At 69.6% G+C, this 11,709-nt stretch carries 12 protein-coding genes; 10 read left to right on the top strand and 2 right to left on the bottom strand.

Annotated features, from left to right (window positions below):
* Positions 1-122: 122 nt before the first annotated feature.
* Positions 123-794, top strand: coding sequence for a hypothetical protein (locus tag BR39_RS0109135; RefSeq protein ID WP_029910281.1), 672 nt, complete (start codon positions 123-125; stop codon positions 792-794).
* A 78-nt stretch (positions 795-872) separates the two neighbouring features.
* On the opposite strand, the gene ppa is transcribed toward BR39_RS0109135, so the two are convergent.
* On the bottom strand, positions 873-1,406 hold the full coding sequence (gene ppa / locus BR39_RS0109140; RefSeq protein ID WP_029910284.1) for an inorganic diphosphatase: 534 nt from the start codon (positions 1,404-1,406) through the stop codon (positions 873-875).
* A gap of 145 nt (positions 1,407-1,551) precedes the next feature.
* Here ppa and BR39_RS0109145 point away from each other — a divergent pair, with 145 nt between their 5' ends.
* The 8 genes from BR39_RS0109145 to BR39_RS0109180 all read left to right on the top strand — a co-directional run bounded on the left by BR39_RS0109145 (position 1,552) and on the right by BR39_RS0109180 (position 10,591).
* Positions 1,552-2,061: a hypothetical protein gene (locus BR39_RS0109145; protein WP_029910287.1), complete on the top strand. Its 510-nt coding sequence runs from the start codon at positions 1,552-1,554 to the stop codon at positions 2,059-2,061.
* 152 nt (positions 2,062-2,213) lie between these two features.
* Positions 2,214-2,837, top strand: a complete 624-nt coding sequence (gene rimP / locus BR39_RS0109150) for a ribosome maturation factor RimP (RefSeq protein WP_029910290.1) — start codon at positions 2,214-2,216, stop codon at positions 2,835-2,837.
* A gap of 2 nt (positions 2,838-2,839) precedes the next feature.
* Entirely contained in the window at positions 2,840-4,522 is a 1,683-nt protein-coding gene (gene nusA, locus BR39_RS0109155; protein ID WP_029910293.1) for a transcription termination factor NusA, read from the top strand.
* Positions 4,523-4,589: 67 nt separating this feature from the next.
* On the top strand, positions 4,590-5,240 hold the full coding sequence (locus BR39_RS0109160; protein WP_029910296.1) for an RNA-binding protein: 651 nt from the start codon (positions 4,590-4,592) through the stop codon (positions 5,238-5,240).
* Between the two features lie 188 nt (positions 5,241-5,428).
* Positions 5,429-8,500 carry a translation initiation factor IF-2 gene (infB, locus tag BR39_RS0109165; protein WP_029910299.1) on the top strand — a complete coding sequence of 1,024 codons (3,072 nt, stop codon included), beginning with the start codon at positions 5,429-5,431 and terminating at the stop codon, positions 8,498-8,500.
* A 133-nt stretch (positions 8,501-8,633) separates the two neighbouring features.
* Positions 8,634-9,146 (top strand): DUF2939 domain-containing protein, encoded by a 513-nt coding sequence (locus BR39_RS0109170; RefSeq protein ID WP_029910301.1) that lies wholly within the window; start codon positions 8,634-8,636, stop codon positions 9,144-9,146.
* A gap of 8 nt (positions 9,147-9,154) precedes the next feature.
* On the top strand, positions 9,155-9,721 hold the full coding sequence (locus BR39_RS0109175; RefSeq protein WP_029910303.1) for a hypothetical protein: 567 nt from the start codon (positions 9,155-9,157) through the stop codon (positions 9,719-9,721).
* A 69-nt stretch (positions 9,722-9,790) separates the two neighbouring features.
* Positions 9,791-10,591: a dienelactone hydrolase family protein gene (locus BR39_RS0109180; protein ID WP_029910306.1), complete on the top strand. Its 801-nt coding sequence runs from the start codon at positions 9,791-9,793 to the stop codon at positions 10,589-10,591.
* An 11-nt stretch (positions 10,592-10,602) separates the two neighbouring features.
* Here the strand turns inward: BR39_RS0109180 and BR39_RS0109185 are convergent, their stop codons facing one another.
* Complete coding sequence (locus tag BR39_RS0109185; protein ID WP_197026669.1) at positions 10,603-11,031, bottom strand: VOC family protein; 429 nt, start codon at positions 11,029-11,031, stop codon at positions 10,603-10,605.
* A gap of 224 nt (positions 11,032-11,255) precedes the next feature.
* Here BR39_RS0109185 and rbfA point away from each other — a divergent pair, with 224 nt between their 5' ends.
* Positions 11,256-11,708: a 30S ribosome-binding factor RbfA gene (gene rbfA, locus BR39_RS0109190; RefSeq protein ID WP_029910310.1), complete on the top strand. Its 453-nt coding sequence runs from the start codon at positions 11,256-11,258 to the stop codon at positions 11,706-11,708.
* Position 11,709: the final 1 nt, after the last annotated feature.

Raw genomic sequence — 11,709 nt, forward strand, 5'->3', positions numbered from 1 at the left:
CCATTCTGCGAAATCGCAGAGCCGGTTTGCAAGAACACTGATCGCCGAATGTCGCGCGCGCCGCTAGTGGGACGCCCTTGTTTCCCCCGCAAGGCCGCCCGCCCCGGGCCGCAGGAGCTCCGATGTCCTATCTTCCGGCCCACGCCGCCGCCCACGATCTCTATGGCGCGATCCACAAGGGCCTGCGCTACGCCCACGCCCGCCTGCTGACCCGCCTGGGCGCCGTCGCGCCGGACGACGGGGCGGCCGTGGCCGAGCTCCTGGCCGACCTGCGGGCTCATCTGGGCGCCCGCGCCTGCCAGATCGACTTCGAGCGGCGCGAGATCCTGGTTCCCCTGGAGACCCGCGCGCCGGGCGCGGTCACCGAGCTGGCCGAGGGGCACGCCCGCCGCCTGGCGCACCTGCCGATCCTGGAGACGCTGGTCGCCGAGGTCGAGCTGGCCCGGCCCCGCCAGCGCGACGCCGCCCTGCACGCCCTCTACCTGGCCTTCTCGCGGTTCGTGGCCGAGGACCTCGTCCAGATGGCCGAGGAGGAGGAAGAGTTCTCGCCGGTGCTGCAGGCCCTGTTCACCGACGCCGAGCTGGTCGCCATGGAAGCGCGCATGCGCGGCGCCCTGCGCGACGAGGACCTGATCGACTTGGCGCGGATCATGGCGCCGGCCGCGCGGCCGAACGAGCGCCTGGCCCTGCTGCGGGCGGTGCGCGCGGACATGGTGCGCCGGGCCGACCCGCCGGAGGGCTTCGCCGCGCTGCTGGCCCTGGGCGTGCGGCCCGCCCTGGCCCCCGCCGACTAGGCGGTGCTGGAAGCGGGTCTCGCGGCTTGAGGCGCGCGAACGAAAAAGGCCGGTCCCTGGGGACCGGCCTTTGGTGTCTCAGTAGCTCTCGTCGTGGCGCTTGATCGCGGCGCGGATGATCTCGGCGGTCTCTTCCGGATCGGCCCAGCCGGTGATCTTGGTCGACTTGCCCTTTTCCAGGTCCTTGTAGTGCTGGAAGAAGTGGGCGATCTGCTCGGTCAGGATCACCGGCAGGTCGCGCCAACTGGTCACGCCCGTGTAGAACGGGTGCAGCTTGTCGACCGGCACGGCCAGGATCTTCTCGTCCGACCCGGCCTCGTCGACCATCATCAGGGCGCCGATCGGGCGGCAGCGGATGATCGCGCCGGGCACCACCGGGGTCGGGCCCACGACCATGATGTCGGCCGGGTCGCCGTCGTCGGCCAGGGTGTGCGGGATGAAGCCGTAGTTGGCCGGATAGAACATCGCCGTGTGCAGGAAGCGGTCGACCATCAGCGCGCCGCTGGCCTTGTCGATCTCGTACTTCACCGGCTCGCCGCCTTGCGGGATCTCGATGACGGCGTTCAGGTCGTACGGCGGGTTCACGCCGACGGCGATCTTGGAGAGGTCCATTGTGACTCTTCGTTTGGGAAAGGTCCCGCGGGGAGGCGGGCCTGCGCGGGGGCGCTTATAGGCCACAAGTGCTGCGGTGCGGAAGAGGCGACGAACTTGACGCGAGGCCGGATGCGTCCGAAGCCTTCCGGAGGAGGCGCTGTGGATGATGCTGCGGAGATGTATGGGCTTTGCCTCGGCGATCGGCGTCGTCCTTTTGTCGGATCCTGCGTTTAGTCAGGCGTCGGACTATGTTCGGACCGATCCCCACGTCAGACTGAGAACACAGGCGGGCTTGCCCGTCGCAAGTGCGGTCGGCGATATCCGCATTCTCAACGAGGCCTATCTCGCCGGCGGTGGCGCGAGCAGCCTCGTCGCGCGTCGCGGGCGGTCGGGACGTTGGACGGTGTCGTTTGTCATCCAGAGGCCCGGCGATCCGACCCAGTCCTGGACCTTGGGGCGAACGACAGCGGCCGCCCTGGAAAAGGTGCTGGACGATCCGGGCGCCTTCGCGCCTCAACCTGCCCCCGCCGAGTTCGCCAGCTGCCTGGACCCGCCCTTCACCCGCACGGAGGTGAGCTGGAAGGGGCGAACGGAGGTCATCCAGCAGGACTGCGGGACCTGGGGCGCGGTCGCCCGTATCCAGAATCTTCTGGAATCTGGCATGCCGGACTAGGGGCTTCCAACCGCCCGAACATCGCGCTATATAAGCCCTACATCGTCCGTTAGCGCTGATTGGCGCTTTCGAGCGGCGGCCCGAAAGGCTGCCGCTTTTTCTTTGGCCGCTCGCCAGCTTGAGCGTGTCGGCCCCAGTGAGTTGAGACAAACGTGCGCGGCAAGACGCGGGAAGACCTGGACCTGATCGAGCTGCTCGATCCTGTCGCCGACAGCGTCGGCTACGAGATCGTGCGCCTTCGCCTGATGGGCGGCGCCGAGCAGCGTCGCCTGCAGATCATGGCCGAGCGACCCCTCCTCGAGGATGGGACGGGCGGCGACATGAACGTCGAGGATTGCGCCAAGCTGTCGCGCGCCATCTCCGAGGTGATGGACGCCGCCGACCCGATCGCCGGCGAATACACCCTGGAAGTCTCCAGCCCGGGCGTCGACCGCCCGCTGACCCGGCTGAAGGATTTCGACACCTATGCGGGCCTCGAGATCCGTATCGAGCTGGACCGCGTCGCCGAGGGCCGCAAGCGCTTCAAGGGCGAGCTGGCCGGCGTCGAGGACGGCCAGGTGGGCCTGAACATCGAGGGCGAGGACGACACCACCGTCTATTTCCCGTTCGACTGGATCGTCGAGGCCAAGCTGGTGCTCACCGATCAACTGATGAAGCGGGGCGCCGAACAGCGCGCCGCCCGCGTCAGCGCCGAAGGCGATGACGCCGACCAAGATGATGTCGGAGCCGAGGGCGACGACAGCGATATTGACCTGTCCGAAAGTGAAGAGGACTGACCATGGCCATCGGCATTTCCGCCAACCGCCTCGAACTGCTGCAGATCGCCGACGCCGTCGCGCGCGAAAAGGGCATCGAGAAGGAAGTCGTCATCGAGGCGATCGAGGACGCCCTGCAGAAGGCCGCCCGGGCCCGCTACGGCGCCGAGCACGATATCCGCGTCAAGATCGACCCGCGCACCGGCGAGACCACCCAGAAGCGGGTGATCGAGGTCGTGCCGGACGACTTCGAGCTGGAAGGCGAGATCGGCAAGGTCCAGCTGTCGTCGGCCAAGCGCACCTGGCGCGACGCCGAGGTGGGCAAGATCTACGAAGAGGCCCTGCCGCCGTTCGAGATCGGCCGCGTCCAGACCCAGATGGCCCGCCAGGTCGTCATGCATAAGGTCCGCGAAGCCGAGCGCGAGCGCCAGTACGACGAGTACAAGGACCGCGCCGGCGAGATCGTCAACGGCAGCGTCAAGCGCGTCGAATACGGCAACGTCATCGTCGACCTGGGCCGCGGCGAAGGCATCATGCGCCGCGACCAGTCGATCCCGCGCGAGAACTTCAACGTCGGCGACCGCATCCGCGCCTACATCTACGACGTCCGTCGCGAGACCAAGGGCCCGCAGATCATGCTGTCGCGCGCCCACGGCGGCTTCATGGCCAAGCTGTTCGCGCAGGAAGTGCCGGAAGTCTACGACGGCGTCATCGAGATCCGCGCCGTGGCCCGCGACCCGGGCTCGCGCGCTAAGATGGCTGTGATCTCCAACGACTCCAGCATCGACCCGGTCGGCGCCTGCGTCGGCATGCGCGGCTCGCGCGTCCAGGCCGTGGTGGCCGAGCTGCAGGGCGAGAAGATCGACATCATCCAGTGGTCCGAGGACGAGGCGACCTTCATCGTCAACGGCCTGGCCCCCGCCGAAGTCTCCAAGGTCGTCATGGACGAGGAAGACGAGCGCGTCGAAGTGGTGGTGCCGGACGAGCAGCTGTCGCTGGCCATCGGCCGTCGCGGCCAGAACGTCCGCCTGGCCTCGCAGCTGACCGGCTGGCAGATCGACATCATGACCGAGAGCCAGGAAAGCGAGCGCCGCCAGCGCGAGTTCTCCGAGCGCACGGCCCTGTTCCAGGAAGCCCTGGACGTCGACGAAGTCATCGCTCAGCTGCTGGTCACCGAAGGCTTCGCGGCCGTCGAGGACGTGGCCTATGTCGAGCCGCACGAGATCGCGGCCATCGAGGGCTTCGACGACGAGACCGCCGAGGAACTGCAGACCCGCGCCCGCGAATTCTTGGAAAAGGAAGCCGCCGCCCTGGACGCCAAGCGTCTGGAGCTGGGCGTCCAGGACGAGCTGCTGACCATCGAGGGCGTGACCCTGCCGGTGGCCGTGGCCCTGGGCGAAGGCGACGTGAAGTCGATCGAGGACCTGGCCGGCCTGATCCCGGACGACCTGCGCGGCTGGTTCGAGACCAAGGACGGCGAGCGCGTGCGTGAAGCCGGCATCCTGGACAGCTTCAACCTGTCGCCGGAAGACGCCGAGGCCCTGATCATGCGCGCCCGCATCGTCATGGGCTGGGTCGAGGCCCCGCCGGAACCGGAATACGTCGAGGAAGAGGAAGGCGAGTTCGAGGAAGAGGCGGGCGACGAGCCGGCCGAGGCCTCGGAGGAAGAAGCCCCCGAAGCCGAAGACGAAGCCAAGGAAGACTGATCTGGATCCCGGGCCTCCGACGCAAGTCGGAGGCCCGGCGCCTTTAGAGACCCCCAACCAAGCCCTGATGACCGACGCGACCGCCCCCAAGACCCACGCCGAGGCCAGCCGCCAGCGCAAGGACATCGTCCTGGGCTTGGCGACCGACGAGGCGCGCCTGGTGCGGTTCGTGGCGGGCCCCGACGGGACGGTGGTCCCGGACGTGGCGCGCAAGCTGCCCGGCCGCGGCATGTGGGTGGACGCCACCCGCGAGGCGGTGACGACCGCCGCCAAGAAGGGCCTGTTCTCGCGCTCGGCCAAGGCCAAGCTCACCGCGCCGGGCGACCTGGCCGACCAGGTGGAACGGCTGCTGGTCCGGCGGGTTCTGGACGGGCTGGGACTTGCACGGCGCGGCGGAACGATTATCTCAGGCTTCGAAAAGGTCTCCTCGGCCCTGGCCTCGGGACAGACCGCCTGGCTGATCGAGGCGTCCGACGGCGCCGCTGACGGTCGCCGGAAGATCCTCACCGCGGTCCACAAGGCCCCGAACAGCCCCAAAATCTGCGGGATGTTCACGTCCGACGAATTGGGTTTGGCCTTGGGTGGGGAGAATGTGATACACACGGCGCTCCTTGCCGGGCGCGGCACTGATCGCTGGACTTTGGACGTCGAGCGGTTATCAGGCTTCCGCCCACTCCTTCCCTCGAGTTGGTCGGCGAGTTGGCGCGAGGAGCCCTAGGCCCCTGGCCTCGACGAATGGCTTTCATTCGTCGTCGACAGAGGTCTGGAACTTGAAATGAGGAGCGTGATCCGCTCCTGAGCGAAGGGTCGGGAAACGCGCTTTCTTCGGAAAGTACGTCCAGGCCCCTTTCTCGTATGGATCGAACGTTTTTTGGCCGGCCCCCCGGCGGAAGTACAAGCGAGCGCATGAGCGACGAGAACGATAACGGTCGGCCTGGTTCCAACCCCGGCGGGCGAGCGCCCATCACGCTGAAGCCCCGTCAGGGCTCTGTCAGCGCCGGCGTCGTGAAGCAGAGCTTCAGCCACGGCCGCACCAAGACGGTGGTGGTTGAAACCAAGCGCGTGCGCCCGCACGCGCCGCCGACCGGCAACCTGGCCGCGCCGTCCTCGGCCGAACGCCGGCAAGGCGACGCCCCGCGTCAGCCGTCGTCGTCGCAAGGCGGCGGTTCGGCCGGCGGCCTCTCGCAAAGCGAGATGGTGGCCCGCCAGCGCGCCATCGAGGCCGCCCGCGAGCAGCAGGAGCGTCAGGCGGCCGACCGCCGCGCCGCCGAGGCCCGCGCCGCCGCCGACGCGGCCGCGGCTCGCGAAGCCGCCGCCAAGGCCGCCGCAGCCGCCAAGGCCGCCGCCGCGCCGCCCCCGGCTCCCGAAGCGCCCGCCGCTCCGGTCGCCCAGGCTCCAGCCGCCCCGGCTCCGACCCCCGCTCCGGCGGCTCCCGCGCCGCAAGCGCCGGCGACTCCGGCTCCCGCCGCGCCGCCGGTGCGCGCCGAGGCTCCGCGTCCGGCGCCGGCTCCGGGCCAGACCCGCACCTACGAGCCCAGCCGCGACCGTCGCGACGACCGGGCCTCGACCACCACCTACCGCCCCGGTCCGGGCGCCCAGGGCGATCGCCCGCAGGGCGACCGTCCCCAAGGCGACCGTCCCAGCTTCGCGGACCGGCCGTTCAACCAGCGCGCCCCGCGCCAGGACGGCCCGTACAACCAGCGCACGCCGCGTCCCGACGCCGGCGCGCCGCGTGGTCCGCGTCCCGAGGGCGGCTTCCGCAACGACCGCCCGCAAGGCGACCGGCCCCAGGGCGATCGTCCGCAGGGCGACCGTCCGGCCCAGACCGTGCGCTATTCGGCCCTGGCCCCGCGCCCGGCGCCCGGCGCCCGTCCGGGTCCCGGCGGTCCGCGCGGCGCCCGTCCGGGCGTCCCGGCCTCGGCTCCTGCCACGCCCGAAATCCAGCGCGCCACGCGCTCGGCCCCCCGCCCCGGCGGCGACGTCAGCCGTCGCCCGGACGAGGAGGACGATCGTCGCAAGGCCGCGGCTCCCGGCAAGGCGGTCAGCCGCGCCAAGGGCGCCCCGCAGCGCCGCGAAGGCCGCCTGACCATCCAGACCGTGGCCGGCGACGGGGACTCCGCCGACCGCATGCGCTCGCTGGCCTCGGTTCGCCGGGCCCGTGAACGCGAAAAGGAAAAGCGCCGCGGCGGCGTGGCCGAACAGGCCCGCGTCTCGCGCGAAGTGGTCATCCCCGACGTCATCACCGTGCAGGAACTGTCCAACCGGATGGCCGTGCGCGGCGTCGACATCATCAAGTTCCTGATGCGTCAGGGCGTGATGCTGAAGATCAACGACGTCATCGACAACGACACCGCCGAGCTGGTGGCCACCGAGTTCGGCCACACCGTCAAGCGCGTGTCGGAAGCCGACGTCGAAGAAGGCTTCATCGGCGCCGAGGACATCGACGATCACCTGGAGCCCCGGCCCCCGGTCGTCACCGTCATGGGTCACGTCGACCACGGCAAGACCAGCCTGCTGGACGCGCTGCGCAAGGCCGACGTGGCCGGCGGCGAGCACGGCGGCATCACCCAGCACATCGGCGCCTACCAGGTGCGTCTGGAAAACGGCCAGAAGGTCACCTTCCTCGACACCCCGGGCCACGCGGCGTTCTCGCAGATGCGGGCGCGCGGCGCGAACATCACCGACATCGTCATCCTGGTGGTGGCCGGTGACGACGGCGTCATGCCCCAGACGATCGAGGCGATCAAACACGCCCGGGCCGCCGAGGTCCCGATCATCGTGGCCGTCAACAAGATGGACAAGCCGGGCTCGGATTCGACCCGGGTGACCAACGAGCTGCTGCAACACGAGATCGTCGTGGAAAGCCTGGGCGGCGACACCCAGATCGTCGAGGTCTCGGCCAAGACCGGCCAGGGCCTGGACGAGCTGATCGAGCGCATCCTGCTGCAGGCCGAAGTGCTGGACCTGAAGGCCAACCCCGACCGCACCGCCGACGGCGTGGTGATCGAGGCCAAGCTGGACAAGGGTCGCGGCGCGGTTTCGACCGTCCTCGTCAATCGCGGCACGCTGAAGCGCGGCGACATCGTCGTGGCCGGCAGCCAGTTCGGCCGGGTCCGCGCCCTGCTGAACGAACGCAACGAGCAACTGACCGAAGCCGGTCCCGCCACCCCGGTCGAGATCCTCGGCCTGGACGGCGTGCCGTCGCCGGGCGACAGCTTCGCGGTCGTGGAAAACGAAGCCCGCGCCCGCGAGCTGACCGAGTACCGCATCCGCCTGAAGCGCGAGAAGTCGATGCATCCGGTCGGCGCGGGCGCCACCAGCATGGCCGACATGATGGCCAAGCTGCAGGACAAGAAGCTGCGCGAGCTGCCGCTGGTCATCAAGGCCGACGTGCAGGGCTCGGCCGAGGCGATCATCGGCTCGCTGGAGCAGATGGCCACCGACGAGGTCCGCGCGCGGATCATCCTGTCGGGCGCCGGCGCCATCAGCGAGAGCGACGTGATGCTGGCCAAGGGCGCCGGCGCGCCGCTGATCGGCTTCAACGTCCGGGCCTCGGCCCAGGCGCGTGCGCTGGCTGAACGCGAAGGCGTCGAGATCCGCTACTACGCGATCATCTACGACCTGCTGGACGACATCAAAGGCGTGCTCTCGGGCATGCTGGCGCCGATCCAGCGCGAAACCTTCCTCGGCAACGCCGAAGTCCTGCAGGCCTTCGACATCTCCAAGGTGGGCAAGGTCGCCGGCTGCCGCGTCACCGAAGGCGTGGTCCGCAAGGGCGCCAAGGTCCGGATCATCCGTCAGGACATCGTGGTGCTGGAACTGGGCACGCTGCAGACGCTCAAGCGCTTCAAGGACGAGGTCAACGAGGTCCCGTCCGGCCAGGAGTGCGGCATGATGTTCGCGGGCTTCCAGGACATCAAGGTCGGCGACACCATCGAGTGCTTCACCGTCGAAGAGATCAAGCGCCAGCTGGACTAAGGTCCGCCGGAGCTTTGACGAGACAGAGGGCGCGGACCGCGAGGTCCGCGCCCTTTTTCCTTCTCCCGCGTGGGAGAGGGCCCGCGTGACGCCGGACTGGAAATCGCCCGATTTCAGGCCTAACCCTAGCGCCATGCGCATTCGAGCCCTCTTCGCCGTCGCCCTCGCCGCCGTCTCGCTGTCGGCCTGCGCCACGGCCACCCGCTACGACGCGGCCGGCGACGTGCACGCCCTGCTGGTGGCGATCCGCAACAACGACCACGCCGCCTTCGACGCCCGCGTCGATCGTCCGGCCCTCAAGGCCGAGATCGAGAGCGAGCTGGTGCGCAAGGCGCGCGCCTCGAACCTGGGCGGCTGGCAGGCGGCGGCTATCGCCCTGGCCGGCCCCGCGGCCAGCCTCGCCGGCGACGCCCTGGTCCAGCCCGAGACCTTCCGCTACGCGGCCGATTATTACGGCTACACCCCCGACCGGCCGATCCCCGACCGCATCAGCATCGCCGCCGGCCTGCGCTATGTCGGCTCCGACCAGGTGTGCGCCGCCAAGGACAAGAACGGCCCGTGCCTGCTGACCTTCACCCTCGAGAACGGAACCTGGCGGCTGTCGGGCTTCGATCCCGAGATCGCCAAGCGTCACCTGAAGCTGTGAGGCGAGGGGTGTCGGGGGCGGCCCGCGGGACGGGCCTGAAGGTCGCTCTGGGCCTGGTCGTCGCCTGCCTCGCGGCGGGGACGGCCCATGCCGAGCGCAAGATGTACTCCTATGATCCGGTCTCGGCCGACGCCAAGCGGCTGACCGGGGCGGGCCTGACCGTGCTGTTCGACAAGAAGCTGACCAGCACGCGGGTCCAGAAGGTGATCGCCACGGGCGTGAAGGTGCAGGGCCGGGTGACCGACGGCCGCGAGAAGGACCTGGGCCCGGGCGGGCTGAAGACGGTCCAGGGCGCCGATCCCGACCTGTCGCTGTACGAGATCGATCCCAAGTACGAGCAGGGTCGGATTTTCATCCGCGCCTTCTGTCCGGGCTCCACGCGGCTGTGGCTGAGCTTCAGCCGGCTGGCGGTGTATCGCGACCTGCGCGTCCAGGCGTTCGGCGACGACCCCAAGGGCGGCCCCGCCCGGCTGTGCGGCACGCTGGACTTCTCGTACCGGGGCGAATGGAAGCTGCCGGGCGGCAACCTGCCCGACCCGATGGAGGACTGGACCGGCGGCAACGGGCCGGGCTGAGCCCGTACGGTTTTCTTTGAGAACGGCGTTCGCCCTGTGTCATGCTCGCCAAGAGAGCAGGGGGCGGGCATGGCGAAGATCCACGACGACGCGCTGGCGGGGTTCACGAAGTTCGACTTCCACGACGGGCGCTGGACGCGACCGGTCTACCGCATCGGGTCCGGCCCGGCGGTGATCGTCATCCATGAGATCCCCGGCCTGCACCCCCAGGTGCTGCAGTTCGCCCGCGACGTGGCGGCCGAGGGGATGACGGTGTTCTGCCCCAGCCTGTTCGGCAAGCCGGGCAAGCCCGCCTCGAACGGCTACGTCACCGCCACCATGCTGAAGCTGGCCTGCGTGGGCCGGGAGTTCGCGATCTGGGCGGGCGGCCGCTCCAGTCCCATCGTCGACTGGCTGCGGGCTCTGGCGCGAAAGGCCCACGCCGAATGCGGCGGCAAGGGCGTCGGCGCGGTGGGCATGTGCTTCACCGGCGGCTTCGCCCTGGCGATGATGACCGAGCCGTCGGTCGTGGCCCCGGTCCTGGCCGAGCCCTCCCTGCCGGCGGGCCGCAAGAAGGGCGGCGAACTGGACGTCTCGCCCAAGGAACTGGCCGTGGCCAAGGCGCGGATGGAGGCCGAGGACCTGTCGCTGATCGCCCTGCGGTTCGAGGGCGACGTGCTGGTCCCCTGCGCCCGCTTCCAGACCCTGGAGCGCGAGCTGGGCGCCCGTGTCGAGGCCATCACCCTGCCGGACGCCGTGGCCAAGCAGGGCACGGGCCGCGATCCCCACTCGGTTCTGACCATCCACCTGGACCGCGACGACCCGGCCGGCGAGACGATGAAGGTCCACCGCAAGGTTCTGGACTTCTTCAAGGCGCGGACGGGGGCCTGAGATCCGGAAGCCTATTCAGGCTTGGGCTGCCATAGCTCGATCTTGGTGCCGTCGGGATCGAGGATCCAGGCGAACTTGCCGCTGGGGTCGGTGTCGTCGCGCTTGAGGACGGTCACGCCCTTGGCCTCCAGGCGAGCGAGGAAGGCGTCCAGGTCGTCGACGGCGAAGTCGATCATGAACTCCCGTGTCGACGGACTGGTGTAGCTTGAAGCGCTGGGAAGGGCGTTCCAGGCGACGGCGGGCGGATGTCCCGGTGCGTCGTATCGCAACGCCGCCCCGCCCCAGGGCTCGACCGCGATGCCGAGCACGTCGCGATACCAACGGGCCAGGGCCTTGGGGTCCTTGCTCTTGACGAAGACGCCGCCGACGCCGGTGATGCGTCCGGCGGGCTCGGCGTGAACCGCCGACGACGAGGCAAGCGTGAAGAGTAGGGCTGACAAAATCAGGCCCGCGCGCCGCAACACCATCCTTCGCCCCTCCGACGCAGCTCCCGGCCCAGCCTAGCGCTCAGCGTCCGACGCGTCCAACGGCTGAGAGGCCGCCCGCGGCCAAGACCTTTCCCGCACTGGACTTTTCCGCCCCACGCGCCTAGACACCCCGCCTTCCATTTCTCCCCGCGCTACCGGCGTTCGATCCGCCGGCCGGGCATCGAGGCGACCGCGCCATGAAGCGCCACACCGAAAACAAGAAGGGCGGACCCGTCGGTCCGTCGCAGCGCCAGCTCCGCGCCGGCGAGCTGATCCGCCACGCCCTGGTCGACATCCTGCGCGAGGAGGAGCTGGCCGATCCCGCCCTGGCCGGCGTGTCGGTGACGGTGTCGGAGGTGCGCATGAGCCCCGACCTCAAGCACGCCATCTGTTTCGTCGAACCCCTGGGGGCCGGCGTCACGGGCGAGACCGAGCAGCACATCGACGCGATCATCAAGGCGCTCAACCACGCGGCCAAGTTCCTGCGCGGGCGCCTGGGCAAGTCGATCGACATGAAGTTCACGCCCGACCTGAAGTTCATCCACGACGAGAGCTTCAATTCGGCCGCCTACATGGACCGCCTGTTCGAGGATCCGCGCGTGCAGGCCGACGTGCGCCGCCTGTCCGACGTCATGGATGACGAGGACTAGG

This window comes from Caulobacter sp. UNC358MFTsu5.1 (assembly GCF_000712075.1).
GTDB lineage: Bacteria > Pseudomonadota > Alphaproteobacteria > Caulobacterales > Caulobacteraceae > Caulobacter.

Coding starts and splice junctions, on each gene's coding strand:
- BR39_RS0109135 (WP_029910281.1), top strand. CDS start 123: ATGTCCTATCTTCCGGCCCACGCCGCCGCCCACGATCTCTATGGCGCG.
- ppa (WP_029910284.1), bottom strand. CDS start 1,406: ATGGACCTCTCCAAGATCGCCGTCGGCGTGAACCCGCCGTACGACCTG.
- BR39_RS0109145 (WP_029910287.1), top strand. CDS start 1,552: ATGATGCTGCGGAGATGTATGGGCTTTGCCTCGGCGATCGGCGTCGTC.
- nusA (WP_029910293.1), top strand. CDS start 2,840: ATGGCCATCGGCATTTCCGCCAACCGCCTCGAACTGCTGCAGATCGCC.
- BR39_RS0109160 (WP_029910296.1), top strand. CDS start 4,590: ATGACCGACGCGACCGCCCCCAAGACCCACGCCGAGGCCAGCCGCCAG.
- infB (WP_029910299.1), top strand. CDS start 5,429: ATGAGCGACGAGAACGATAACGGTCGGCCTGGTTCCAACCCCGGCGGG.
- BR39_RS0109170 (WP_029910301.1), top strand. CDS start 8,634: ATGCGCATTCGAGCCCTCTTCGCCGTCGCCCTCGCCGCCGTCTCGCTG.
- BR39_RS0109180 (WP_029910306.1), top strand. CDS start 9,791: ATGGCGAAGATCCACGACGACGCGCTGGCGGGGTTCACGAAGTTCGAC.
- rbfA (WP_029910310.1), top strand. CDS start 11,256: ATGAAGCGCCACACCGAAAACAAGAAGGGCGGACCCGTCGGTCCGTCG.